Below are 25,522 nucleotides of genomic sequence, written 5' to 3' on the forward strand. Positions count from 1 at the left end.
GATGTTCGCTAACAGACTTCGGTGGCTGTTTGCTGTCTTTGGCCTGATGGCGGCGCAGGCTCTCGCACAATCGGTAGCGTTCACCTTTGACGATGGCCCGCACCTCAGCGACACGCCACGCCTCACTGCCGCTGGCCGCAATCAGGCGTTGCTGGATGCACTGACAAAGCACGACGTCAAGGCGGCGCTGTTTGTCACTGCGACTAACGGTGCCGATCGTCCGGCCGGTTACGCGCTGGCGAAAGCCTGGGGCGACGCCGGGCACGCGATCGGCAATCACACGATGACGCATGCAGACCTGCACAAGGGCAGCGTCACGCTCACGCAATATCAGCAGGAGCTGCTGGACTGCGATGCCATCATCCGGACGCTGCCGGGGTATCGCAAGTGGTTCCGCTTCACCTATCTGCGGGAAGGCAACACGCCGGAGAAGCGCGATGGCATGCGCGAATTTCTCAAGGCACAGGGTTACAGCAACGCCTACGTCAGCCTGGACACGAGTGACTGGCGGCTCAACGACAAGCTGGTTCAGACGCTCCGCCGCGACCCGGACGCCGATGTGGCTGCAATCAAGCGCACCTACCTTGCCCACATCTGGCAACGTGCGCAGGCTTATTGGGGCCTGTCGCGGCAATTGCAGGGGCGCGACATCGCGCAGGTGCTGCTGCTGCACCATAACCTGATCAACGCCCTTTGGCTTGGCGACGTGATTGCCATGTTCAAGGCGCAGGGCTGGACGATCATTTCACCGGCACAGGCGTATGCCGATCCGGTGTATCGCCTGCAGCCGGAGCGTGCGGCGCCGGGACAGAGCTTGTTGCTTTCGATGGCGCGCAGCCTTGGCCTTGGCAAGTTTGACGGCTGGGAGCGCCTGTTTGACGACGGTGACTACGAGATTGAGCAACTGAAGCGTCTCGGTTACTGAAGCGCGGCGGCGCCCGCTTGGTCAGAGTGGTGGCGGATTGCACCGACCGCAAGAGCTCCTTGCAGTTCCGCAAGCGCAGCGCTGCCGTGAACTTGATCCAGCGCAACATCCCGCTGGCAAATCCCTGATTTCATTGCGCCCAGTTCCAGACTGACCGGTCGGTCGGGAATGTTTTCCAACACCGAAGGAGGACATGCGCGCCATGAACAAGGAAAAATTTGCCCAGCAGATGGAGTTCCCGCCTGCAATTGATCAACCCAACGTCTACCCGCTGTCGTGGCATGCCCACACCAAAAAGCTGGAAGAAATCTGGGACGCATCGCAGCGAGATGTATGGGACCCGAAGAAGCTGCCATGGGACACCTTCAACGCCAGCAAATACACATGGGAACAGCGCGAGGCCATTGCCTATTGGTGGACGCTGCTGTCGGTGTTCGATGCCTCGGCGCCACCCGTATTCGCTTCCGCTTTCATCAAGACCTACGAAGCGCACGAGGAGGACGCCGTGCGCCGCTGCTTCTTCAGCGTCACCCGCGATGAACAGAACCACGAACAGATGTGCGGTCTCGCGATCACCAAGTTTCTCGAGCACCCGGACCCGATTACTTACGAGCCCAAGACTGATCTCGGCAAACGTTTGCAGAAGAACGCGAAGTGGCTCTACTTCAATGGCGGACGCTACTGGACGGGCTACAAGGCTGCAGTTCCGAAGTACAGCCTCGCAGTGCTGTTCAGTTCGTTCCTGATGGGAGAAATTGCTGCGGCAACCATCTTCCACCAGATGGCGGCAGCCTGCACAGAGCCAGTGTTCAAGGAAGGCTTCCGCAACATCGGCAAGGACGAAGGTCGCCACATGGGCATCTGCATGTCGTTGATGGAGCGCGACTACCCCAAGCTCGCGGTTGAAGACCGCAGCATGATTACCAAGCAGATTCGCGCTGGCTATCTGTTCCTGTCCGCCGTGCTGTTCGAGCCACCGATGGACTTCTGGGATCTGCCGGCAGACTTTATCGCCAACCAGCGCGAGGGCGAGGACGTTGCCCGCAAGGCAGGTTTTGCCATCCCCGGCTACGAAGCCAAGCTGAACAACTGGCGAGCTGCGATTCTCAATCTGAAGGGCGTGCTCGACAAATATGGCATCCCGTTCCCCGCCATTCCCGAGGTGGGCATCACCGGGCAGGAGATTACCGACGTCGAGATGGAAGACATCATTCCGGTGTTCTAGCGCGGGGTCGGCCACTAATGTCGCAACACATCAAGCTCTATCCCTCGGGGCGCTCAGTTGCGTGCGAGGATGGTGACACCGTTCTCGTCGCCCTGGAACGTGCCGGCTACGCCCTGCCAAACAATTGCCGCGCAGGCGCCTGCGGCGAATGCAAGGTCAAGGTGCGGTCCGGACAGTTTGATCAGGGCTTCGTGCTCGACATGGCGCTCTCGGCGGAGGAGCGCCATCAGGGCTATGGCCTCATGTGCATGGCCAAACCGCTCTCCGAGGAGCTGGAGATTGAGTGGGGAACGGAGGATGCCAAGCCCAAACTGTTCCCGCCGCGCGAATCGCAGTACGCCGTGCTGGTGGATCGCATCCCCCGCACGCCACGCATCACCGAGTTCGTACTGAGACCGCTCGGCGAAACGATGCGCTTCTGGCCGGGGCAGTATGTGCAGATAGGTGACGCCAGCCTGGGTGTGCCGGTCCGCGCCTACTCCATTGCCAACGCGCCGCGCCCCGATGGCGAGATCCGGCTACAGGTCACCCGTGTTGAGAGCCGCGAAGGCGGCCGCACCAGCCGCTGGTTGCACGACGAGATACAGCCCGGCGATACGATTCGCTTTTCCGGCCCGTTCGGCACCTTCATTGGCGATCCGTCGGTTGACACGCCGGTGCTCTGCCTGGCCGCTGGCTCTGGCCTGGCACCGATCCTGTCCCTGACCGAAGCCGCGTTGCGTCGCGGGTATAAGCAGCCAGTGACGCTGATGTTCTCCGCGAGATCGGCTGATGAGCTGTACGACCGTGGCCTGATGCGCTACTGGGAAACGCGCTTTCCCAACTTTCGCTATCTGCCGACGACGACGCGAGAAAGCGCTCCTCGCATCGCGCACGGACGCATCCCTGTGCTGCTGCCGTCTCATTTCCCTGATCTGGGTGGGCACAGCGTGTTCATCGCGGGAACGACCGGCTTTGTCGACGATTGCGTCGCCGCTGCTCAGGCGCTCGGGGCGAAGCCGACGCTTATTCACACAGAAGGCTTCTTTACCCAGGCGGGCTAACACAGGCGCGGCGGTTGCTGCCTGTTCACGGCGGGTTAAACCGTTCGCTGGTGTCCATGCGCACGTTGCGCAGCTCGGCAGTGGCCATGTGCGACTCATGTGCTGATTCGGCACGGTAGGAAATCAGGATCGTGCGCCGACGAGCGCCGGATGGGTTTACCGTCGCCGCGTGCAGCAGATCGGCGTCGAAAACGAGAATGTCGCCGGCATTGCCGGTGATCTGCTGCGCGTGAGCTTCCGCCTCGGGAGGTATTGGGTCTGACGTATCGGCAGGTCTGTGCGTTCCGGGTACCAATCGGGTCGCCCCGTTATGCGGGCCGAAATCGTCGAAGTACGCCAACGCTTGAACGGTATCACCCGGTCGATGCGCCGAGAGGTCGCGGTGCAGCCCTTGATGGCCCTGACCCACGAGCGGCTCGCGGCCCTCCACTTGCGCCAGAAAATAGCGCTCCCCGATCATGGCGCCGACGGCATTCAGTACCGCTGGCAGGCGGCAAACCGCCTGCACCGCTGCGTCAAGGTCCAGCAACGAGTGCTGCCAGCCAAAGCCACGTGGCACCGGCCATTGCTCGGATGGGCGAATGTTGTCGTCAAACGCGGCGCGCAGCGAGTCAAGCCACTCCGGAGGAATGGCGCCGCGCAGCAGGACGTAACCATCGCGGGCAAGCGCCACGCGATCAACCGTTGTTTGCTTGATTTCGGTCGTGTTGTTTTGCATGATCTCTGCAATGCTAGAACAGGGCCGATAATGCTGGCGACGTCGCGATGTGGGCACACCAAAGGAGATCGCTGATGGCGCGCAAGACAAAGACCTGGGCGGAAAGGATGAACGCACCGGACCCGCAGATCGAGCTCACGGACAAGGCGTTCGCGGGCATTCCGCCGGGCACGCGCATGCTCATCTCGTCCCCGCACGAAGTGGCAGCATGGCTGCGCAAGCACGTCGCCTACGGGCAGACGATTGCGGTGCCTGCGCTACGCCTCGCGCTGGCGAAGGATCGCGGTGCCGAAGCCACCTGCCCGTTGACCGCCAGCATCTTTCTCCGCATTGCCGCCGAGGCCGCGTGGGACGAAATGGAGGCCGGCGCCGCGCTCGCCAACATCACTCCATTCTGGCGCGCTGTCGATCCCAAATCTGATCTGGCCAGGAAGCTGCGATGCGGGCCGGACTGGATTGCCCACCAGCGGGAGATGGAAGCGGCGTAGCGTTCGTCATGTAGGCGCGAGCTTGCTCGCGCATGCGATGTGCCGTCGCTATTTGGCGCGAGCAAGCTCGCGCCTACGCTGCCACCACTCGGCGAACAGAAGGTTTGGCACCCAGCATAGCCAGGCAATTGCGGCGTACGACGTGGCAAAGTCCAACCGGGCAGCCATCGACAATGGCAGGTACACGCACAGCATGACGGCGGCGAACGTCAATGCAAAATTCCGCAACACCCACTTTCTGTGGCCGGTGACATCACCGCTGCGAATGGCCACGTAGGCACGCAGGCCGGTATACAGCCAGAGCACGGCGAGGGTGGCAAATCCCACCTTGGCGGCCAAGCCGCCATAAGCAAACTGCGCCATGTAAAGGCCGGACAAGCCGCCAATAAGCACGCCCACCGCCAGATAGACCCGGCCCAGCCAGCGGTGCAGCTTGGGGTTGCGCTGCCGGAGCTTCGTGGAGAACTGAAACGGGCCCAGCGCCATCGCAACCGTCGATGCAAAGGCGTGGGTGTAAATGCCCAGCGAGTGCGTCAGGAAGTTCACCCGCATGTCCGGATGCACGAGTGACCCCAAGGGCAGCAAGCCATAGGCCACCACCGTATAACCCGCCACACCGAGCGCCAGAAAGTACAGCAGAAAGTTGCTAAACCAGCGCATTTGGCATCCTGATGGTCTTCACGTTGGATGGGTGGTGCGAGCCGGGACGGGTGCCATGATACGCATGGCCATCTTCGCCCTAATTGAGGCGTGACGGCCAGCCGGGTCAGTACAACGTCTTTGCCTGCCGCGCGGGGAGCTCCGCGTCGTAGGCGGCGCCGTCGATGGCTTTATCGGTCAGCGCAGAGAGCAGTTGCCCGGCGGTCGGTACGTCGGCTCTTGCCGCCAACTGATCATTCGACCAGAGCGACGAACGCAGCAGCGCACGCGCGCACTGGAAGAAGACTGTCTCGACGGCGATCTCCAGCACGCACTTCGGTCGCTGGCCGTTCATGGCGAAACTCTGTAGCAGGCCTGGCTCAATACAGATTTTTGCGGTGCCGTTCACGCGCACCGTCTCGCGCACGCCGGGGATGAAAAAGATCAGTGAAACGCGCGGGTCGGCAAGGATGTTCCTGAGACTGTCGATCCGATTATTGCCCCGCCGCTCCGGCAACAGGATGGTGCGCTCACTGCGAATACGCACTAGCGGTGCCGGGTCGCCACGCGGCGAAGTGTCCAGGCCACCAGGGCCGCTGGTCGCCAACACCGCGAAGGGGGACTTTTCGATCCACGCTTGATAGGCCGGGTGAAGGGTTGGCGACTCCTTTCGGATTGACGCGTCACCAGCGGTATCGAAAAGCGATTCGAGGTGTGACAGTGTGGTGATGTATTCCATGTGCTTGAGCTGACTCAACGTTCGAGCTTAGAAGGGCGTCGCAAGGTGCGCGGCGAATCGTTGAACCGTAGCCTTGAGAAGCGAATCGCGTCAAGGCATTTGTTTAGCGAACCCGCCTGACATTGCGCCTGCGGTGGAGCGACACGAAACCCGGACGCGCTTCGCTTCTCCGGGCTACGCTACTACGCTGCCCGCGGGAGGGCTTTGACACCGGCGCCGACCCCGGGCGTGGCGATGACAGCAAGTGAGGAAAAATCTCGCGAGGCAATTCGAATCTCATACTGCCCGATGTACGGACAAACAAAGCGCGCTGCCTCTCCGATCTCGAACTCGCCACCGATGGCCCGAGACACGTGCACTAGCACCGTCGATTCAGGAATGTGGCGCCGAAGAAATGCCTCGATGCGATTCGGTTCCGGCACAGGCTCCTCGAGCAGATTCTCCCATTCGCATTGCGTCTGTGAGTATTCCATCCATCCGCGGCGGTACAGCTGATGCAAGGAACGGGCGTTCACACTGTCTAACTCCTACGCTAGATGGCCGTGCGGGCCGCAACCCATGATTGCACTGGAAACTTCCTCCCGCACGCGCCGCTTGAGCGCATAGTTATGTCGCGCTTGCCGCGGCCGGAACCAACAGACCAGAGCTGTTGCGCTCGAACGCGGACCCGCAAGGTGCCTCAAGGACGGAGGCAATAGTCGGGTCGTAATTTGCGACAGTATTGACGTCGTATATTGCCAAGTTGGCAGGGTTGTTCGCGTACTCGTCCGATTCGTCGCCTGCGAAGAAGCGCCAACCGCTATCCGCGGCTGTACTCGGATCTTCGCGGTAGCAGTAGCCAACTTGCGCTCCATCAACTGTGATCCGATCCGTTGCAAAGCAGCTGCCGAAACCGATCGCAACGGGCTTGATTTGAGCAGCCGAAAGACGAAATGATTTTTGAGGCATAACGTGTGTTGTCGGACATACCTGTAGTGTTAACAGTTAGCGCCAAAGACCCAACGCTCGCTGGATATCGACGCAGCCAACTGATTCGCCCAGTACTTTAGTGTTGACATGTACGAGGATACAAATTAACACGCACTCCAACAAGTGCGATCAACGAGCCACCTAGTCGCGCTAGCCGATCGCCCGTTTATCCACCACCCGCTTGGCCTTACCAAGGCTGCGTTCAATCGCGCCCGGATCGTTCAGTTCGACGCGTGCGCTGACGCCGATCAGGTTCTTGATGTTTTCGGTGAGGTTGCGGATCACTTGCTGCCGTGAGTCGATGCCTGCATGAACGAAGCGCAGCGTGGTTTCCACACGCACCGTGAGTTCGTCGAGGTGACCGGGGCGGGTGATGACGCACTGGTAATGCGGTGCGAGATCCGGCTGGCGCAGGATCAGCTCTTCGATCTGCGACGGGAAGACGTTGACGCCGCGGATGATCATCATGTCGTCGCTGCGGCCGGTGATCTTGGCCATGCGGCGCATGCTGCGTGAGGTGGGCGGCAGCAGCTTGGTGAGGTCGCGTGTGCGGTAACGGATCACCGGCATCGCCTCTTTGCTGAGGCTGGTGAAGACCAGTTCGCCTTCGCTGCCGTCGGGCAGCACTTCACCGGTTTTCGGGTCGATGATCTCGGGGTAGAAGTGGTCTTCCCAGATCACCGGGCCGTCTTTCGACTCCACGCATTCATTGGCGACACCAGGGCCCATCACTTCCGAGAGGCCGTAGATGTCCATTGCATCGATGCCCATGCGCTTTTCGATGTCCTGCCGCATGGCGTTGGTCCACGGCTCAGCGCCGAAGATGCCGATGGCGAGTGACGATTGGGCGGGGTCGAGCCCCTGTTTCTCGAATTCCTCGGCCAGCGCCAGGCAGTAGCTGGGCGTGACCATGATGATGTCGGGCTTGAAATCGGTGATCAGTTGCACCTGCTTTTCGCTCTGGCCGCCGCTCATCGGGATGACGGTGCAGCCCAGCCGCTCGGCGCCGTAATGCGCGCCGAGGCCGCCGGTGAACAGGCCGTAGCCGTAGGCCACGTGCACCATGTCGCCGGGGCAGCCGCCGCTGGCGCGGATGCTACGGGCGACGCAATCGGCCCAGACGTCGATGTCGTTCTTGGTGTAGCCCACCACGGTTGGCTTGCCGGTGGTGCCGCTGGACGCATGCACGCGAGCCACCTGCGAGCGCGGCACGGCGAACAGACCGAACGGGTAGTTGTCACGCAGATCGCTCTTGCTGGTGAACGGGAATTTGGCCAGATCGGCCAGCGTTTTCAGGTCATCGGGATGCACACCTTTGGCGTCGAACTTGCGCTTGTAGTGCGGCACGTTGTCGTAGGCGTGGCGCAGGCTCCACTTCAGCCGTTGCAACTGAAGCGCGGCGATTTCATCGCGAGAGGCGGACTCGATGGGGTGCAGTGGGGTGGGGGTTTTGGTGGGCATACGGGTTACCTCGTTACACGTTCTGTCGTGCGGCGACTTCCCTCCCCCCACCGTGGGGGAGGGGCAGGGGAGAGGGGGCAGGTTGCCGAGGGAGCGCTCGTCGCTCTGCGAATTGCCGTCACCCTCTCCCCAACCCCTCTCCCCTCGAGGGAGAGGGGCTTAGAGTTTTGGCGCGTCATGCGTGGCTGGTGCCCGGCAGCACTTCCCCCGCGATCCGCGCGCTTTTGCCGCGGAAGAGGGCGATGATGTCGCCGTGCTGGTTGGTGAGTTTGATGTCGTACACACCCGAGCGGCCGCGCTGCGCCTGCTCCACACCAACGGCGACCAGCGTGTCGCCCAGGCGCGCAGGCGCGAGGATCTCGATGCTGAAGCCGCTCGCCACGGTGTTCTGGTTGCAGGCGTTGCAGGCGTAGGCGAACGCGGTGTCGCAGAGCAGCGCCATGTAGCCGCCGTGGCAGATGTCGTGGCCATTGACCATGTCCTTGCGCACGGTCATGGTGACTGTGGCGGAGCCGAGCGCAACTTGCTCGACGACCATGCCTGCGGCCTGCGCCGCGTGGTCGCGCGAAAACATCGCGTCAGCCACTTGGCGCGGTGTCGGGCCGGCGGCTACCGGATCAGGTAAAGCTGCCATCGCTCCACATCTTTCGCTGTAGCAGCAGGCTCTGGCGATAGCGGTCGTCGCCGGTGTGTGCCTGCATGTTGACGAGAACGGCGTTCATCAGGGTCAGGCCATATCGATCCGCTGCGGCGAGTGGGCCTTCGGGGTAGCTGACGCCGAGTTTCATCGCGGTATCCACACCTGCGGCATCGGCAACGCCTTGCAGCACGGCATCGGCAGCCTCATTGGCGAGCATGGCGACGGTTCGCGCGACGATCATGCCGGGTACATCGCCCACCATCGTCACCTCGACGCCGAGCGCCTTGAACAGCGCGACGGCATCAGCCACAGCGCTGGTCGTGGTGTCTTCGCCTTTGGCGAGCGCGACACGCTTGGTCGTCGCGAAGTCGCGCGCCAGGTCGAGCGTGAGCACGTTGGTCAGGTCTTCCTCGAATGCGATCTGGGTGGCGGTGCGGCCATCGGTCAGGCAGATCGTCGCGTTGCCCGTGCGCAGCATGCCCGCGCCATAGGGGTCGTCTTCCTTGCGGGACTGCACCTTGATGCCTGCCGCCTTGATGCGCTCGATTAGCGGGTCCAGGGCGTCGGATTCGGTGAGGTATTGCACCATCGTCGGCGCGGTGCCGGCCGCGGGCGAGGGGGCGGGCGTAGCGGGCTCGACCGGGTAGGTGTAGAAACCGCGGCCACTCTTGCGGCCCAGCAGGCCACCCGCGACCATCTCCTCTTGCGTGAGGCTTGGGCGAAAGCGGCTGTCCTGGTAGTAGGCGTTCCACACGCTCTTGGTCACCATCAGGTTGACGTCGAGGCCGATCAGGTCAAGCAGTTCGAAGGTGCCGAGCTTGAAGGCCCCCACGTCGCGCAGCACCAGATCAATGGTCGGCACATCGGCGCCGCCCGCTTCGAGCACACGGAACGCCTCGCCGTAGTAGGGCCGCGCCACGCGATTGACGATGAAGCCGGGGGTGCTCTTGCAGCGCACGGCCGTCTTCTTCCACTCCGCGCAGGCCGCTTCGGCGCGTTCGGCGACGGCAGGCGCGGTCTGCTGCCCCATCACCACCTCCACCAGCGCCATCAGCGGCGCCGGGTTGAAGAAGTGCATGCCTACCACGTTTTCCGGTCTCGCCAGGCCCGCCGCGATGGCGGTGATCGAGATCGACGAGGTGTTGGTGGCCAGCACGGTCGTCGGCGCGCAAATGCCCTCCAGCGATTTGAACAGCGTGCGTTTGGCGTCGAGGTTCTCGACAATCGCTTCAACGACCAGGTCGCAGTCGTGAAAGTCCGCCAGATCGGGGGCGGCCGAGAGCCGCGAGATGGTTGCGGCGGCGGCTTCGGCGGTGATCTTGCCTTTGGCGGCCAGCGCATTCAGCGTGTCAGCGGTTTTGGCGTTGGCCGCCGCCGCCGCGCCCTCGCGGGCGTCGAACAGTTTGACGCGGCAACCAGCCTGCGCCGCGACTTGGGCGATACCGGCCCCCATGGTGCCCGCGCCAATGACGCCGACGGTGTTGAAAGTGAGTGACATGCTTGGTTCCTGACGTGGGCTGCAACCACCGCACCACGCGGGCGCGGCTGATCGCAGGATTGTGCGCCACTGCAGGGCAGCGGCGCGGCGATGCTAACGCAATTGCACAACAAAACCGACCAACCGGTCAGTTTTTCGTTTTCGTGATCAGCTTTTTGATGAAACGCCCATTTCGCTGGGCGTAGCGGCACGAAAGCCATGAAGTCAACATCAGGCTGAATTGGGTACGGGGCCCCCATTGAATAAGGCTTTCGACCGAAAGTTGATCACCGCCCCTGAAACTTCGGTGCCCGCTTTTCCTTGAACGCGGCGACGCCTTCGCGGTAGTCCTCGGAAAAGCCGCATTCGCGCATGTACGCGCCCTCCAGTGCGAGCTGGGCGTCCAAGCTGTTGTTCGGGCTCGCGTAAATCGCCTGCTTGGTGCGGGCGTAGCCAAGCGTCGGCCCGGCGGCCAACTGCATGGCTAGAGCATCAATGTGCGCCGCGAAGGCGTCGTCCGCCACGCACTCCCAGATCAGCCCCAGCTCCGCCGCCCGCCGCGCCGGAATCTTGTCGCCAAGCAGGGCGAGGCCCATCGCGCGCTGCGTGCCGACGAGACGCGGCAAGAAGTACGAGCCGCCGGTGTCCGGGATCAGCCCTAGCTTGCAGAACGGCTGCAGGAGGTTCGCGCTCTCGCTGGCGATCACCAGATCGCAAGCCAGCGCGAAGTTGCAGCCGGCGCCCGCTGCCACCCCATTCACCGCCGCAATCACCGGGATCGGCAGCGCACGGATCGCCTTCACAAGCGGTGCGTAGTTCTTCTCCACTGATTCACCGAGATCGACCGCCTGGCCCGGCGCCACCGCCCGATCGTTCAAATCCTGCCCGGCACAAAAGCCGCGCCCGGCACCGGTGATCACCAGCACCCGCGCACCATCCGCCGCCAGCCGCGCCAGCGCATCGCGCAGCTCCTCGTGCATCTTCTGGGTGAACGAGTTCATCCGTTCGGGGCGGTTCAAGGTGATGCGCGCCACACCGTCAGTGGTGGCGTACAGGATGGTTTCGTAGGTCATGGGGTCCTCCGCTTGGGCTAGCGGAGGATGTTAGCGAGGTAGCGGAGTGACGTCGGCAAGGCGTGTTACGACGGCGCTTGCCCAGGCCGCTTATGACGTGCCGCCGTCCGTAATCCCCGCCCACGCCATCGCCTGCTCGCGTTCGGCAAACGAGTGGTACTCGACCAGTTTTCCATGTCGCACCACGAAACCGTCGGCGAAGCGTCCGCCGACCCATTCGGTGGCGCCATGCAGGCGGACGTGCGCGTGCAGGTAGACGACGACTTTGTCGCCGTTCTGAAAGAAGCCCTCGGGATCGCAGCTGCCTTCGACCCAAGTGCCGCGACCGTTGGTGAGATTGGCCGCCACGGCGGCGGCACCGTGATAGGTGCCTGAGGTCGGGAATCCTTCCGGCTCCCTGCGCACGATGTCTGGCGCGAAAGACGCGATCGCCGTGGCGAGGTCGTTGCGGTTGATCGCCGCGAAGAATTGATTGAGGATTTCGACCTCGTTGCTGGTTTCGTTACTGCTCAACATTGCACGTCCCTGGCTACAGCCTTTCCCCACTAACAATCACCGCGCAGCTCGACTACGCCGCCGCGCCGCTTTGGCTCGAGCACTGATGCCAGCCAGCGCGGCGGCCAGCAGCAGCAGTGTCCACCAGGCGTCGGCTGGCACCGGGCGGGCCGGGTTGCCGACCTGCGCTGTGCTGCAGTTTTGTGCTGGTTGTGCCGTTACGTTCACGCAGGCCGTGTTGGCGGTGGTCAGACCCGGGGCGAGCGTGCCGCGGACGACCACGTCAACCCGTTGGCTGGCGGTGGTTGCTGCCGCGTCAGCGGTGTAAGCAAGGGTGCCGGTCACGTCCAGCGTAGTACCGCCGGCGGTGAGCGCGCAGCTGGTGATCGTGGTCCCCGTGTTACCAGTGGCTACGCACGTGACTGAACTACCGATCATGCTGGCGGGTAACACGTCGGTGACGCTGAAGCCGACCGGCGTCAGTTGGGAATTGCTGGTGCTGTTGTTGATGACCGTGATGGTCCACTCGACGGTGACGCCATCGTCCAGCATCCGGCCACGTTTGGTGATGGACGGTGATGCGGCCGTCGCGGCCGCAGTGCTGACGCAGCTACTGTCGTTTGCGGTGCAGGCGATCGGGGGTGTGCAAACGGTGGCGCTGCCCGCCAGTCCACAGCCGCGCGGCGCAGCGCATGCCTCGCCGGTGCAGGCAGCGGGTGCCGTGGCGTAGTAGAACTGGTTGACAACTGTTGTTGAGGTGGTCGGGAAGGGCGTTGCCGGCATGACGACAAAGTGCACGACGACCGGGGCGCCGCCTGAAATGGGCGCGTTGACGGTAACGGTGCATAGCGTACCTGCGACCGAGGTGTTGGCGATGCAGTCCGTGGTCGCATTGCCCGAAACCGACGCAAACACAGTGTTGGCCGGTACGACTTCAAGGAGCCGGTAGCCCGCAGCCTGAGTGGTGCCGGGCGCAGTGTTGGTGAGCGTCAGTGCATAGTCAAGTGGCACGCCGGGCGTCACCGGGCTGCCGGAAGCAAGCGATTTGGCGATGATGACCCGCGGTGCGGGTGCGACCAGCGCAGTCGAGCTGCAGTCGCCTGCATTGGGCAGGTTCGTCACCGGTGAGCAGTTGCCGCTGGTGCTGGCGGTGTTGCTGATTACGCCGGCGGCGCTGATGGCCACCGTGCCGCTGACAGTCAGGGTGGCGCTTGCGCCAGGCGCCAGCGTCGCGACGGTAGCGACGACATTGCTGGACAGGCCGCTGCTCACCGTGCAAGCGGCGTGGGCGCAGGTCACGCTGCTGAGCGTGATGGCCGCAGGCACCACGTCGCCCAGCGAAACGTTGTTCGCTACGCTGCCGCCGACGTTGCTGACCTGAATGCTGTAGCTAATCGGTCCGCCCTGAACGTAGGAACCTTGTGCTGCGTACTTGCTGAGGATGACGCTGGCTGGCGCGGAGGCGATGGATGTGGGAGCAATATCCACCGATGCCGAGCACGCATTGCCCAGCATTGGTACGCAGAAGCTGCCCGCTGGCGGCACTAGCGTCGCCACGTTGGTGATGACACCGGTGGTATTCGACGGAATTGCACCGTTGATACGTACCACCACGCTGCCGAAGGCAGGGACCGTAACCGTTGCAGCGACGATTTGTCCCGAAACGGTTGGCACCGAAGTGCAGCCCGAAGGGCAAGACGCTGTGGGGACACCCAGCACCGCCGGCACCGTGTCAGTGACTGTTGCGCCAACGACTGCGGTGTTGGTCGCGTTGTTGATCACGATGTCGTAGCTGAGTGCTCCGCCGGTCGGCGGGTAAGTGGCCAGTGATGCGCGTTTGCTGATCGTGAGAGTGCCGGCCGTCGCGGGATTTGCGGGCGCGAGGACGTGCGTTGCGGTACAGCCGGCAGCGCAGCCAGAGCCGGTGACCGTGGCAGTATTGACAATCGTGCTGGTGGTACCCGCAGGGATGGTGCCGGTGTAGGTAAAGGTGAGCGAACTGCCTGCCGCGATGCTGGCTCCGATGCTGCCGCTGGTGCTGGCCGTACCGCAGTTGCTGCCCGCCCCGGCGCTGCAGGTGACAGACGCCCAGTTGCCGATCTGCGTCGGCGGAAGATCGCTTACGTCAACGCTCTGCGCGGTGCCGGCTCCGGTATTGCTGACGATCACACTGTAAACAACGGTGTTCGCGGCGACGGTGTTGTACGCGGCCAGACTGGACCGCTTGACCACACTCAAAGACGGGCTCACTACCCGAACGCATTGATCGGTGACGCCATTGCTAACGCTGGCGGCGCCACTGATGTTGCCGGCGCCGTTGGTGAAGGCAGCATTGGGGCAAGTGGCGTTGGTCTGGCCGGTGGCATTGGTAACGGCAACGCTGACCGTACAGGCACCGCCTGCGGGCACCGCCAGGCCGTTTACGGTGATTGCGCCACCGCTGCCCGTGGTCGTGGTCACCACCCCGGCACTGGCGATGTTGCTGCAACTGCCGCCAATGGCCGGGCTGGTGCCGCCGACAATCTGCAAACCGCCTGGCAGGGTGTCAATGAAGCTGGCCGTCGTCGCGGCTGCGCCTGGCGGATTGGCGAGCGTGAAGGTCAGCGTTGTGGTGCCGCTATCGGGGAGGGCGGTGGGACTGAACGCCTTGGTCAACGTGGGCAACAGCGAGTTGACGAGCGTGCATGTGATATTGGACCCGGCCGCAGTTGCTGCGGCGTCCAGCGTCACGGTGTTACCAGTGATAGTCGCGGTGCCGCCTGGCCCCACGCCAGCGCAGTTGGCGGACGCGAGCACGTAGCCCGCCGGGCCGCTATCGGTGATTGTGGCTGCGGCGCCTGCCACGGCCAGCGACTGCGTTGCTCCAGAAACGCCAATGCCCGGTGTGGCGGTGGTGATCGTCTGGCTCGACCAGCCGTTGGTACCGCTGAAGGTGAATGCGCCCACGCCGCCGTTGGATACTTTCGTCAAGGTGAGCGTCGGCAGTCTGGCATTGGTGAACGTGCAGGCGATGTTTGCGCCGGGTGCGGTAGCTGCTGCGCTCAAGGTGAGCGATTTGCCGTTCAACGTCGCGGTGCCGCCGCTGCCCATTCCGCTACAGCTGGCGCCGGTGAGCAGGTAGCCCGGCGGAACGAACTCCGTGATGGTGGTTGCGATTGACGGTGACGCAAGCGTTTGCGTCGTGCCGGACGCTCCAATACCGGGTGTGGTGGTGGTGATCGTCTGCGACGACCAGCCGTTGGTACCGCTAAAGTTGAAGGCGCCTACGCCGCCGTTGGATACCTTCGTTACGGTAAGCGTCGGCAGCCTGGCATTGTTGAATGTGCAGACGATATTTGCGCCGGGTGCGGTAGCTGCTGCGCTCAGTGTGAGCGAATTGCCATTCAACGATGCGATCCCGCCACTGCCCATCCCGGTGCAGCTGACGCCGGTGAGCAGGTAGCCTGGCGGGGTGATCTCCGTGATAGTGGTCGCGGTCGCCGGTGACGTGAGCGTCTGCGTCGCGCCGGACACGCCCGTGCCGGGTGTGGTGGTGGTGATCGTCTGGGTCGACCAGCCGTTGGTACCGCTGAAGGTGAAGGCGCCTACGCCGCCGTTGGATACCTTCGTCAAGGTAAGCGTCGGCAGCCTGGTATTGGTGAACGTGCAGACGATGTTTGCACCAGCCGCAGTGGCTGCTGCGCTCAGAGTAAGCGAATTGCCGTTCAACGAGGCGATCCCGCCACTGCCCATCCCGGTGCAGCTGACGCCAGTGAGCAGGTAACCGGGCGGGCTGCTTTCGGTGATGGTGGTCGCCGTACCCTCTATGGCGAGGGTTTGCGGTGCCCCCGGCACCGCTACGCCGACGGTCGTTGTGATGATGCTTTGCGACGTCCAGCCGTTGGTTCCCGTGAAAGTGAACAGGCCTACACCGCCAGCGGATACCTTTTGTATTGTGAGGGTAGTCGCACGTGCGTCGTTGCCGTAAAGGGCTGACGAAATCAGTATCAGCATTGTCGACGCAGCTGCACTGATTCGGCTGTAAAGTTGCACCGGGACTCTCCTTTACCGGGTTGCCAGGTTGCCGGCATATCGGCGATCCGCTGCCGCGTCGTTGTCGTTTCCGGTGGCAGTGGATCGCGCAGTTAGAAGGCCACGGGCGGCATGGTGGACGGCCCAAGCTGGTGCGTACCTGAAATTGACTTGGGCATGGGTGGTTGCAATGACTGTGCTTATCCTACCGCCCACAACGTAGACGCTGTTGGCGGCGGTGGCGGTGGCGTGGCTGAGCGCAGCCACGCGATGGTATCGGCCAGTGGCAGCGGATGGGCAATGCCGTAGCCCTGGGCAAAGTCGCAGCCGTGCAGCTCGAGAAATTGCAGCGTGGCGGCGTCTTCCACGCCTTCGGCAACGACGGTGAGCCCCAGGTTGTGGGCCAGCGCGATGGTGGACTGCACGATGATCGCGTCTTCCGCGCTCTGCATCACGCGGGAGACGAACGAGTTGTCCATCTTCAAGCCCTTCAGCGGCAGCCGGCGCAGGTAGGCCAGCGAGCAGAAGCCGACGCCGTAGTCGTCAATGATGATCGAGAAACCCTGCGCCCGACAGTCGGCGAGGATCTGCGCGGCCCGGTCGGAGTTGTGGATCAGTGAGGTCTCGGTGATCTCAAGATCGACCAGCCGTGCCGGCAGGCCGTATTTGCGGATGCTTTTCTGCAGATGGGCAACGATGATGGAGTCGCCCAGCAGTCGCGGCGAGATGTTGATGGCGACACCGACACCCGGCGCTGGTACCTGCCAGTCGCGTGCGGCGGCGAGCGCGTTGTCGATCACCCAGCGCGTCAGCACCCGGATCGAGTCCGACATCTCGGCGCGGTGCACGAAGTCGCGCGCGGTCAGGCGGCCATATTCCGGGTGATTCCAGCGCACCAGCGCTTCCAGGCGCACTGGCTTGCGGGTGAGGCAATTGATGATGGGCTGGAATTCCAGCACCAGTTCGCCGCGGTCGATCGCCTCGGGCAAACCAGCGAGCAGCAGCAGTTTGCGTTTCTCGAATACCACCGTGCTGCGGCTGAACAGGCGCACGCCACCGCCGGTCTGCTTGGCGTGATACATCGCCTCGTCGGCAGCGCGGGACAGGTCGGAGAACGTGCGGCCATGCGTCGGATAAATCGCCGCCCCGATGCTGGCCGAGACATGGAATTTGCCACCACCGATCACGAAGGGCTGCGCCAGCGCGTTGGTGATTGCCTCAGCGACCCGCATGGCGCCCTCGGCGGTGCCGACACCGCGGACGAAGACGCCGAATTCGTCGCCGCCCAGCCGCGCAGCAATCGCGTCTTCATTGGTCAGCGCTTCGTCGAAGCGGTCCTTCATCTGGCGCAGCACTTCGTCGCCGGCGCTGTGGCCAAGGGTGTCGTTGATGTCCTTGAACTGGTTGAGATCAAGCAGCAGCAATGCGGCGGACGGATCGTCGCCGCGATGACCGGATTGCTCAATGTTTTCGTTGATCTCGGCTACCAGCCGCTGGCGGTTGAGCAGGCCCGTGAGGGGGTCGCGGAAGGCGAGATGTTCCAGCAGCGACTGATAGCGCTTGCGGTCGGTCACATTGCGGCGCGCGCCCCACAGGCGGACAAGTTTGCCGTCTTCGACGACGCCGAGCAGCGTCAGCGTCAACCAGTGCAGATCTTCACCACGCACCTTCAGGCGCAGCTCGCGCTCGTTCAGACGATAGCCACGGTCGATCCAGTCGCGCAGCGAGGTGCCCTTGAACAGCTCGGGCATGAATTCCGACAGGCGGCGGCCAATGACGTCGGTCTCTTCGCGGTGATAGTCGCGGGCAAACGCTGCATTGACGTCGCTGATCAGCCCCCGCTCGCGCAGCAGGGCAATCTGCTCCTGCGGCGGCAGACTGGTCGGGATGGCGGGCTCGACGTCGACCGCCCAGATGGAGTCAAGGCTCGCCTGGATGAAGGCACGATGGCGCTCACGGGTGGCATGCAATTCAGTTTCAGACTTGATCCGCTCCGACACCTCATGCGCGAGCGACAACAGGTCCACCGCCGAGCTGGCATAGGCCTGCGAGTCACCGTCCCACACACGCGTCTGCTCGCAATCTTCAAAACAGACGACGCCCCAGAGATGGCCATGGTGAAAAACCGGTACATCAAGCAGGGCTCTGACGCCTGTTTGCGGCAGATAGGTGACGCGGAACTCCTCCAGCACCGGGTCTGCGACCGCGTCGCCAACGGCGAGGGCGCGCCGCTGTGCGATGGCGGCGAAATAGGTGGGGAAGTCAGCGGCGTCAAGTACCTGACCCGCCCTGGCCTCGCCGTTCACGACGCGGGCGTCATGCTGATGCAGGCACACCAGTTGCCGGCCGCTTTCGCTGAAGCGCCACAGCCCGGCGCGAGCGACGTTCAGCGCGGCTGCGCACTGGCGCATGATCTGGGTTGACGAGCGGGCAAAGTCACCACGATCAACCACCAGCGGATTGCGCGCCAGCGAAAAGAGGGACTCGTGATACGCCAGCAGCTTCAGCTCGCGCTCGGACGCTTCGGTGATGTCGGTAATGGCGCCAACGTAGCGCGACTTGCCATTTGCCTGCGGGGCGTTGCGGCCCTTGCAGGCGAGCCAGACCACGCCGTCGCCGTCGCCGTTGCTGCGACGAACGCGGAATTCGACGTAGACCTCCGGCTCGCCAGCCTCGCACTGACGCAGCAGGCGTTCAACGGCAGGCAAGTCCTCTGCCGCGACATAGCTGGTGAACTCGCTGAGCGGCCCGTAGTAACGGCCCGGACGCAACGATTCGAACGAGAAAACGTTGTGGTAGAGATCGATCATGCCGTTGGACGGCGTGTAATCCCACAGCCCGACGCCGCCGGCTTCCAGCGCCCGATGCAGCAGGGGTTCGTTGCTGCCGAACGGAATCTTGGTTAACTGGGCGATGCGGGGTTGCGCCATGTCAGCAACCTTGCGGCCCTTCGCCGCATGCATACGGCATGCAGTGTGTGCTGTTGGCGATCATCCGTTGGCACCAGCAAGCGCCATAGGCGATATAAAGGCTGACGCCGTCGCGTTCGATGCGCTCCACAAACTCAACACATGCCCCCCGATCAATCGGGCAATGCTATCGGGATTGCGCGTGCCTGAACAGCGTTCAGGCATACGGTCGTCCCGCGCGGTTGAGTGGGATGAGGGTGTCTAGGCGATGGCTTTCAGGCTGACCGCAGTCGATCGAAACACTATATTGACTGACCGGTCGGTCGGGAATACTATTTGCGCTGGATCAAACAACTTGCAGACAGGCTGCATTGACGTTGCGCGGGTTGTTTGGCGACCACGCCGCCATATCAGTCGGATCGCTGCAGCATGGCGGCGCTAGACGGTGCAGCGCCCGAAAGCCCGTATCAATCGCCCGAGAAGTGTATGTATACCCAAGCCATTGATGTTGCTCCGGTGACTGAAAATGCGGTTCGCAGCAAATCAGCCGCCGATACCGAATTTGAGGCGCGTGTAGCCCGCGACGACCGTATCGAGCCGCAGGACGAGATGCCCGAGGCCTATCGCAAAACCTTGATCCGCCAGATCTCGCAGCACGCACACTCGGAGGTGGTGGGCATGCTGCCGGAGGGCGGCTGGATCACGCGGGCGCCGTCGCTCAAGCGCAAGGAAATCCTGCTCGCCAAGGTGCAGGACGAGGGCGGGCACGGGCTTTACCTCTACAGCGCGGCGGAAACGTTGGGGGTCAGTCGCGATGAGTTGATCGAGGCGCTGCATTCCGGCAAGGCCAAATATTCGAGCATCTTCAATTACCGCACCGAGACGTGGGCTGACATCGGCACCATCGGCTGGCTGGTGGACGGCGCGGCGATCATGAACCAGGTGCCGCTTTGCCGCTGCAGCTACGGGCCGTACGCGCGGGCGATGATTCGCGTCTGCAAGGAAGAATCCTTCCATCAGCGCCAGGGCTTCGACATTGTGCGAGCGCTGTGCGAGGGCACGGCAGCGCAAAAGGCCATGGCTCAGGAATCGGTGAATCGCTGGTGGTGGCCGACGCTGATGATGTTCGGGCCGCACGACTCCGACTCGCAACACTCCGGACAGGCGATGAACTGGGGCATCAAGCGCATCAGCAACGATGATCTGCGCCAGAAGTTTGTCGATGTGACGGTGCCGCAGGCGCAATACCTGGGCCTGACCTTGCCCGATCCCGATTTGAAGTGGAACGCGGAACGCGGTCACTACGACTTCGGCAAGATCAACTGGGACGAGTTCTGGCGTGTCGTCAATGGCGACGGCCCCTGCAACGCCGAGCGCATGCATGACCGCGTCAAGGCGTTCGAGGACGGGCGCTGGGTGCGCGAGGCCGCCACGGCGCACGCCGCGAAGCAGGTCGACAGGGTTCACGCAATGCAACGGAAGGCCGCATGAGCAACGCAGCAGACAGTAAGGACAGCCGCGGCTGGCCACTCTACGAAGTGTTCATCCGCAGCAAGGCGGGGCTTGACCACAAGCATGTGGGCAGCCTGCACGCGAGCGACGCGCAGCATGCGGTGACGCTGGCGCGCGACGTGTACACGCGGCGGCAGGAAGGCGTGAGTATTTGGGTGGTGCCATCGAACGCCATTACCGCGAGCGATCCGACGCAGAAGAGCGAAAACTTCGACCCGATGGCCAACAAGATTTACCGCCACCCGACTTTCTACGACATCCCGGAAGAAATCGGCCACATGTAGCGCTGCCGATTGCCAGTGTGATTCCGCACCGGAACTGGCGCCCACGCGCATCACCCTGCGCCCATATCGTCCCTTGCCTATCGACCCGACATGAGCATATTTCTGCCGGAACAATCCCTGCTGACGCTGGCCGACACCTGCCTGCTATCGGGTCATCGCCTGTCTGAGTGGTGCGGCCACGGCCCGGCGCTGGAAGAGGACATCGCGCTGACCAACACCGCGCTCGACGCCATCGGACAGGCGCGAGGTCTCTTGCAAATCGTCGCCGCGCGGCGCGGCGGCGGTGCCACCGAGGATTCGCTGGCTTATCTGCGTGACGCAGCAGACTTCTGCAACGTCGCGCTGGCGTCGGCTGCGAACGTGGACTATGCGCACACCGTGCTGCGCTCCATGTTGCTGGCCGCCTGGCAAATTCCGATCTGGGACGCCTGGCTCACCAGTGCTGATCGCGATGTGGCGGCGGTCGCGGCCAATGCGGCGAAGGAGGCCCGCGTGCAGTGGCGTCAGGCAAGAGACTGGGTAGTTCGCTTTGGTGACGGCACCGACGAATCGCGTCGCCGGCTGCTGGCTGCGATAGATGCGCAGTGGCCGCTTTGCCCGGAAATGCTGGCGACACCGATGGCCGGTGCAGACGCGGCAGTCAACCAGCGACAATGGACCGACGCCGTGGCTGCGGCATTCGCAGATGCGACCGTACCGATGCCCGCGCTTCTGCCGGCAGCATCGGAGACGGTGGCGGCGGCCGTTGGCAACGCCCGACTGGCCCGTGCCGAACTGCTTGCCGAAATGCAGTCGCTCGCCCGGCAGCATGCCGGTGCCACCTGGTAGCAACGCTACCTTTGCACGACAGGAACAAGGCCTGACATGGCACTACATTTTCACACGCTGCAAGTAGCTAGCGTCACCCGCGAGACCTCAGACTGCATCGTCGTTGAGTTCGAGATTCCCGCCGACTTGCGGTCGCAATTTGCCTACCGTGCGGGGCAGTACATCACCCTGCGCGCCGACGTTGGCGATCGCGAGCTTCGCCGTTCGTATTCACTTTGTTCGGCGCCGCACGAAGGGCGCTGGCAGGTGGCGATCAAGCGGGTCGATGGCGGCCAGTTTTCGCAATGGGCGCATGCGCTGCTGCGCGAAGGGGAAGCGATCGACGCTCTGCCGCCTGACGGTCATTTCACTTTCACACCGGAGGCTTCCCGGCCGCGCAATGTGCTGCTGCTGGCGGCTGGCAGCGGCATCACGCCGGTGTTTTCGATCTTGAAGACATTGCTGGAGACTGACCCGGCATCAAGGGTGACGCTGGTCTATGGCAACCGTCGAGTCAGGGACATCGTGTTCAAGGAGGCGCTTGAAGACTTGCGCGACCGGTTTCTCACGCGCTTTCAGCTCATGCACACGCTGTCCGGCGAGGTGCAGGAAGCGCCGATTGCCAACGGGCGTCTGGACGGCGCCAAAGTCACCGATCTGTTTGCCGGCGCGCTCAGTGCAGCAGCGTTCGACGAGGTTTACATCTGCGGGCCGGGCGAGATGATCGCTTCCTGTGCTGCGGCCTGCGAGGCTGCCGGGATCGCGCACGACCGGATTCACAAAGAGCTGTTTGGCGTACCGAACAAGGTGACGGCGAGCGACCCCAGCGCGGTGAACCCTGACGTCGGTGAGATGGCGCAGGTTTCGGTGATCGCCGATGGAATCGAGCGGGTTCTCCAGGTCGGCTTTCGTGGCGAGTCCATCCTCGACGTGGCGCTTGCTGCCGGCATTGATGTGCCTTACGCCTGCAAGGCGGGCGTCTGCTGCACCTGTCGTGCGCAAGTGCTCGATGGCGAGGTGCGCATGGACGCCAACTTCGCGCTGGAGGAATATGAGGTGAATCGCGGCTTTGTGCTGACCTGCCAGTCGCATCCGGTGACCGACCGCGTGCGCATCAGCTACGACGGGCGCTGAGCCTTTCGCCCTGGCTTGCATAGAATCAACGCATGCCCCGCGGTCCGTCATCTGCCCACTCGCTGCAACGCGACACCATTCTCAATATCTCGGCGGAGGCCTTTGCGGAACTGGGCTATCCGAGCGCCACGATGGCGCAACTGGCGCAACGCTGCGGCGTGTCGAAGAGCCTGCTCTATCACTATTACGCGTCGAAAGACGCCATTCTCTACGACCTGCTGCATGCCTACATGACGCGCCTGCAGTCGTTGGTGATCGAGGTCGCGTCACGCGATTTGCCGGCCCGCGAGGCGCTGGCCGAGACCATTCGCCGCTTTGTACGGGAATACGAGAGCTCGCGCTCGCGGCATATCGTGCTGCTCAACGACGTCAAGTACCTGCCACCGACCGAGCGCGAGACGGTGATCGCGCTGGAGCGCAGCGTGGTGCAGGCGTTTGCCGACCTGATCAGCAGCACCTACCAGATCGACGAAGGCCGGGCCAAGGTGCTCACCATGAGCGTGTTTGGCATAGTGAACTGGACATTTACCTGGCTCAAGCCGGGCGGGACGCTCACCTACTCGCAGTACGCGGAAGCGGTGGTAGGTATTCTCGAAGGCGGCCTCAATGGCGGCGCCGCCCGTATGCAGCACATTCCGCTCAAGAAACCGAAAACCGCATCTGGAAAACATCATGTCTGAACCTCTGGTCACCGTCGAAAAACTTGACAACCCGGCCCGCGTCGCGCTGATCCGCTTCAACCGCCCGAAGGTGCTGAATGCGCTGAACGATGCGCTGGCAGAAGAGCTGGCTGGCGTGCTCACTACGCTTGATGCCGACCCTTCAGTGCATGTAATGGTGGTCACCGGCAACGAGAAAGCCTTTGCCGCTGGCGCGGACATTGCCGCAATGGCGGAGTGGGACTACGCCAAGGTCTACAACGACAACTACATCACCCGCCACTGGGAGGCTGCAAAGAGCCTGCGCAAACCGCTGATCGCCGCGGTTTCGGGCTACGCGCTGGGTGGTGGTTGCGAGTTCGCCATGATGTGTGACTTCATCATTGCCGCTGACACCGCGAAGTTCGGCCAGCCGGAAATCACCATCGGCACCATTCCCGGCCTGGGTGGCACGCAACGCCTGCCACGCGCGGTGGGCAAGGCGAAAGCCATGGAGCTGTGTCTGACCGGCCGCTTCATGTCGGCGCAAGAAGCCGAGGCGGCGGGGCTGGTCGCACGGACTGTTCCGGCCGACAAATTGATGGAAGACGTGCTGGCCACTGCCGGCAAGATCGCCAGCATGTCGCTGCCGGCGGTGATGAAGGTGAAGGAATCGATCAACGCCGCTTATGAGACCACGCTGACGCAGGGGCTGCAGTTCGAGCGCCGCGAGTTTCATGGCACCTTTGCGCTGGCCGACCAGAAAGAGGGCATGCGTGCCTTCGTCGAGAAGCGCAAGCCGGATTTCAAGAACCGCTGATCGCGCCCGATGCAGAGAGTATTCGGTTTTGCCGGCTGGTCCGGAAGCGGCAAAACGACGCTTATCGAGCAGGTCATCGCCGAGCTGGCGCGGCAGGGTCAACGGGTGTCGCTGATCAAGCACGCCCACCACGGTTTCGATGTCGACCATCCCGGCAAGGACTCATTCCGCCATCGCGAGGCCGGGGCGACGGAAGTGCTCATCTCGTCCGCGACGCGATGGGCGCTCATGCACGAGTTGCGCGATGCGCCCGAGCTGTCGCTGGCGGAGGCACTGGGCAAATTCAGCGCCTGCGATCTGGTGCTGGTGGAGGGGTACAAGCGCGAAGCCATCCCAAAAATCGAGATCTGGCGGGCGGCCGTGGGCAAACCGCTGCTCTACCCGACTGACCCGCACATCGTCGGGCTGGCCACTGACGATCCGCTGCCGGACGCCGTCCGGGAACCTGCCTTGCGCCGCTTTGGTCTATCCAGCGTCAGCGGAATTGCCCAGTTCGCACTGGAACGGGCGATTTCGCTGTAGCACCGAATTGTTGCAATGCAGCGTTGGTTGTGTGCAACACGACCCATGCCAATGTCGTACTTTACAAACCGAAAGCCCGGTTTTCGTTGACTTCGCCAGAGTGAAGTTGGAATATTGTCATATGACCTGTCAAGCACGATTCAGCCCCAGTTTGCGAGCCTCCACGCTCGCTGGTGTGGTTGCGCTCGGCTGGCTGGTGTCTGCACCGACCGCTGTCGTGGCGCAGGATGGCGGCTACTTCTCGGGAGTGCGCTTTGGCCAGAGCGGAAAAGCGTGGAGCTTCACGGCCCCCGGACTCAAGCTGGGGCAGGCGCTGGAGTACTCGCGTGGCAGTGACGCCGGTAACACCGCTTTCAGCGGCTACCAGTTCGAAAACGGGCTGGCGCTCGGCGCCGCGTTGAACACGGACCGTAGCGAAGCGTTGATCCGCTCCAGTCTGGGTCTCAAGTTCGACGGCATGCGCTGGACCGAATCGCGCCCGAACGTCAATGTGGATGTGGTTTCTGCCTTCAACTGGCGCAATTCGCTGTCGGTGTTCGGCAAGCTGGGGGTTGGTCGTGGCGACAACCGCCTGACGCCGGAATGGGCGTCCGCCAGCGCCTCCGCGCTGGATCGCACCGCCATTTCCTATGGCGTAGGCGTGCGCTACGACATCACGTCCAGCCTGGGCCTCAAGCTTGAGCTGACCCGTGGCACCCGCTTCGGCATGGATCGCCTGCGCACCGATGTTGATGGCGACGCGGTGAACTTCGGCATTCGCTGGTCGTTCTAGCGCTTTCGCTTCTTTGCGGCTTGGCGACCATATCGTCGCTCCCTGGCCGCCGTTTCCACTGCCAGACGCCCGAATCCGTGTCCTGAGCGACTTGGCTTCGCCGCAGTCAGCTTTTTGGTGAAAACCACATCCGAAAAGGCCCAGGCGCAAGAAATCGCCATAGTCGATATTCGACGCTTTGATGTGCTAAGCCCAGTATCGATGACGCTTTCGTCGTAAAG

General features: G+C 63.1%; 24 protein-coding genes. 12 read left to right on the top strand and 12 right to left on the bottom strand.

Annotated elements, in window-relative coordinates; translation table 11 throughout:
* Position 1: 1 nt before the first annotated feature.
* The 3 genes from FKL89_RS09900 to FKL89_RS09910 all read left to right on the top strand — a co-directional run bounded on the left by FKL89_RS09900 (position 2) and on the right by FKL89_RS09910 (position 3,193).
* On the top strand, positions 2-925 hold the full coding sequence (locus tag FKL89_RS09900) for a polysaccharide deacetylase family protein (RefSeq protein ID WP_238363571.1): 924 nt from the start codon (positions 2-4) through the stop codon (positions 923-925).
* A gap of 202 nt (positions 926-1,127) precedes the next feature.
* Positions 1,128-2,150, top strand: a complete 1,023-nt coding sequence (locus tag FKL89_RS09905) for a hypothetical protein (protein ID WP_156862600.1) — start codon at positions 1,128-1,130, stop codon at positions 2,148-2,150.
* A 17-nt stretch (positions 2,151-2,167) separates the two neighbouring features.
* Positions 2,168-3,193 carry a 2Fe-2S iron-sulfur cluster-binding protein gene (locus FKL89_RS09910; RefSeq protein ID WP_156862601.1) on the top strand — a complete coding sequence of 342 codons (1,026 nt, stop codon included), beginning with the start codon at positions 2,168-2,170 and terminating at the stop codon, positions 3,191-3,193.
* 25 nt (positions 3,194-3,218) lie between these two features.
* On the opposite strand, the gene FKL89_RS09915 is transcribed toward FKL89_RS09910, so the two are convergent.
* Positions 3,219-3,911, bottom strand: a complete 693-nt coding sequence (locus FKL89_RS09915) for a phytanoyl-CoA dioxygenase family protein (protein WP_156862602.1) — start codon at positions 3,909-3,911, stop codon at positions 3,219-3,221.
* Positions 3,912-3,985: 74 nt separating this feature from the next.
* Between FKL89_RS09915 and FKL89_RS09920 the strand changes: the two genes are divergently transcribed.
* Complete coding sequence (locus FKL89_RS09920; protein ID WP_156862603.1) at positions 3,986-4,399, top strand: hypothetical protein; 414 nt, start codon at positions 3,986-3,988, stop codon at positions 4,397-4,399.
* A gap of 48 nt (positions 4,400-4,447) precedes the next feature.
* On the opposite strand, the gene FKL89_RS09925 is transcribed toward FKL89_RS09920, so the two are convergent.
* The 11 genes from FKL89_RS09925 to FKL89_RS09975 all read right to left on the bottom strand — a co-directional run bounded on the left by FKL89_RS09925 (position 4,448) and on the right by FKL89_RS09975 (position 18,833).
* Positions 4,448-5,059: a DUF2306 domain-containing protein gene (locus FKL89_RS09925; protein WP_170293817.1), complete on the bottom strand. Its 612-nt coding sequence runs from the start codon at positions 5,057-5,059 to the stop codon at positions 4,448-4,450.
* Positions 5,060-5,165: 106 nt separating this feature from the next.
* Positions 5,166-5,777: a pyridoxamine 5'-phosphate oxidase family protein gene (locus FKL89_RS09930; protein WP_156864648.1), complete on the bottom strand. Its 612-nt coding sequence runs from the start codon at positions 5,775-5,777 to the stop codon at positions 5,166-5,168.
* A gap of 182 nt (positions 5,778-5,959) precedes the next feature.
* Positions 5,960-6,292 (bottom strand): hypothetical protein, encoded by a 333-nt coding sequence (locus FKL89_RS09935; protein WP_156862604.1) that lies wholly within the window; start codon positions 6,290-6,292, stop codon positions 5,960-5,962.
* Between the two features lie 91 nt (positions 6,293-6,383).
* Positions 6,384-6,725, bottom strand: coding sequence for a DUF2185 domain-containing protein (locus tag FKL89_RS09940; RefSeq protein ID WP_156862605.1), 342 nt, complete (start codon positions 6,723-6,725; stop codon positions 6,384-6,386).
* Positions 6,726-6,896: 171 nt separating this feature from the next.
* Positions 6,897-8,207: a phenylacetate--CoA ligase PaaK gene (gene paaK / locus FKL89_RS09945; RefSeq protein ID WP_156862606.1), complete on the bottom strand. Its 1,311-nt coding sequence runs from the start codon at positions 8,205-8,207 to the stop codon at positions 6,897-6,899.
* A 175-nt stretch (positions 8,208-8,382) separates the two neighbouring features.
* A complete protein-coding gene (gene paaI / locus FKL89_RS09950; protein ID WP_156862607.1) occupies positions 8,383-8,841 on the bottom strand; it encodes a hydroxyphenylacetyl-CoA thioesterase PaaI in 459 nt (152 codons plus the stop codon).
* Positions 8,825-10,345, bottom strand: a complete 1,521-nt coding sequence (locus FKL89_RS09955; protein WP_156862608.1) for a 3-hydroxyacyl-CoA dehydrogenase — start codon at positions 10,343-10,345, stop codon at positions 8,825-8,827. Before FKL89_RS09955 ends, paaI begins: the two co-directional genes overlap by 17 nt.
* A 266-nt stretch (positions 10,346-10,611) precedes the next feature.
* Positions 10,612-11,397, bottom strand: a complete 786-nt coding sequence (gene paaG, locus FKL89_RS09960; RefSeq protein ID WP_156862609.1) for a 2-(1,2-epoxy-1,2-dihydrophenyl)acetyl-CoA isomerase PaaG — start codon at positions 11,395-11,397, stop codon at positions 10,612-10,614.
* Between the two features lie 90 nt (positions 11,398-11,487).
* Positions 11,488-11,913 (bottom strand): nuclear transport factor 2 family protein, encoded by a 426-nt coding sequence (locus FKL89_RS09965; RefSeq protein ID WP_156862610.1) that lies wholly within the window; start codon positions 11,911-11,913, stop codon positions 11,488-11,490.
* Between the two features lie 36 nt (positions 11,914-11,949).
* The gene (locus tag FKL89_RS09970) at positions 11,950-15,924 is read right to left on the bottom strand and encodes a beta strand repeat-containing protein (protein WP_156862611.1); all 3,975 of its coding nucleotides are present in this window, start codon (positions 15,922-15,924) and stop codon (positions 11,950-11,952) included.
* Positions 15,925-16,103: 179 nt separating this feature from the next.
* A complete protein-coding gene (locus FKL89_RS09975) occupies positions 16,104-18,833 on the bottom strand; it encodes a sensor domain-containing protein (RefSeq protein WP_162527480.1) in 2,730 nt (909 codons plus the stop codon).
* Positions 18,834-19,298: 465 nt separating this feature from the next.
* On the opposite strand from FKL89_RS09975, the gene paaA reads away from it, so the two are divergent.
* The 8 genes from paaA (at position 19,299) to FKL89_RS10015 (ending at position 25,301) form a co-directional block, all read left to right on the top strand.
* The gene (gene paaA, locus FKL89_RS09980; RefSeq protein WP_156862613.1) at positions 19,299-20,303 is read left to right on the top strand and encodes a 1,2-phenylacetyl-CoA epoxidase subunit PaaA; all 1,005 of its coding nucleotides are present in this window, start codon (positions 19,299-19,301) and stop codon (positions 20,301-20,303) included.
* Positions 20,300-20,608: a 1,2-phenylacetyl-CoA epoxidase subunit PaaB gene (gene paaB, locus FKL89_RS09985; RefSeq protein WP_156862614.1), complete on the top strand. Its 309-nt coding sequence runs from the start codon at positions 20,300-20,302 to the stop codon at positions 20,606-20,608. The genes paaA and paaB overlap by 4 nt, the downstream gene beginning before the upstream one ends.
* 90 nt (positions 20,609-20,698) lie before the next feature.
* Positions 20,699-21,436 carry a 1,2-phenylacetyl-CoA epoxidase subunit PaaC gene (gene paaC, locus FKL89_RS09990; RefSeq protein WP_156862615.1) on the top strand — a complete coding sequence of 246 codons (738 nt, stop codon included), beginning with the start codon at positions 20,699-20,701 and terminating at the stop codon, positions 21,434-21,436.
* 36 nt (positions 21,437-21,472) lie between these two features.
* Positions 21,473-22,549 carry a 1,2-phenylacetyl-CoA epoxidase subunit PaaE gene (paaE, locus tag FKL89_RS09995; protein ID WP_156862616.1) on the top strand — a complete coding sequence of 359 codons (1,077 nt, stop codon included), beginning with the start codon at positions 21,473-21,475 and terminating at the stop codon, positions 22,547-22,549.
* Positions 22,550-22,581: 32 nt separating this feature from the next.
* Entirely contained in the window at positions 22,582-23,229 is a 648-nt protein-coding gene (locus FKL89_RS10000; protein WP_156862617.1) for a TetR/AcrR family transcriptional regulator, read from the top strand.
* Positions 23,222-24,007 carry an enoyl-CoA hydratase gene (locus FKL89_RS10005; protein ID WP_156862618.1) on the top strand — a complete coding sequence of 262 codons (786 nt, stop codon included), beginning with the start codon at positions 23,222-23,224 and terminating at the stop codon, positions 24,005-24,007. Before FKL89_RS10000 ends, FKL89_RS10005 begins: the two co-directional genes overlap by 8 nt.
* Positions 24,008-24,016: 9 nt before the next feature.
* A complete protein-coding gene (mobB, locus tag FKL89_RS10010) occupies positions 24,017-24,529 on the top strand; it encodes a molybdopterin-guanine dinucleotide biosynthesis protein B (RefSeq protein ID WP_156862619.1) in 513 nt (170 codons plus the stop codon).
* Positions 24,530-24,650: 121 nt separating this feature from the next.
* Positions 24,651-25,301 carry an outer membrane beta-barrel protein gene (locus FKL89_RS10015; RefSeq protein ID WP_156862620.1) on the top strand — a complete coding sequence of 217 codons (651 nt, stop codon included), beginning with the start codon at positions 24,651-24,653 and terminating at the stop codon, positions 25,299-25,301.
* The last annotated feature ends 221 nt before the right edge of the window (positions 25,302-25,522 follow it).

Origin of the sequence: Casimicrobium huifangae (genome assembly GCF_009746125.1) — a bacterium.
GTDB lineage: Bacteria > Pseudomonadota > Gammaproteobacteria > Burkholderiales > Casimicrobiaceae > Casimicrobium > Casimicrobium huifangae.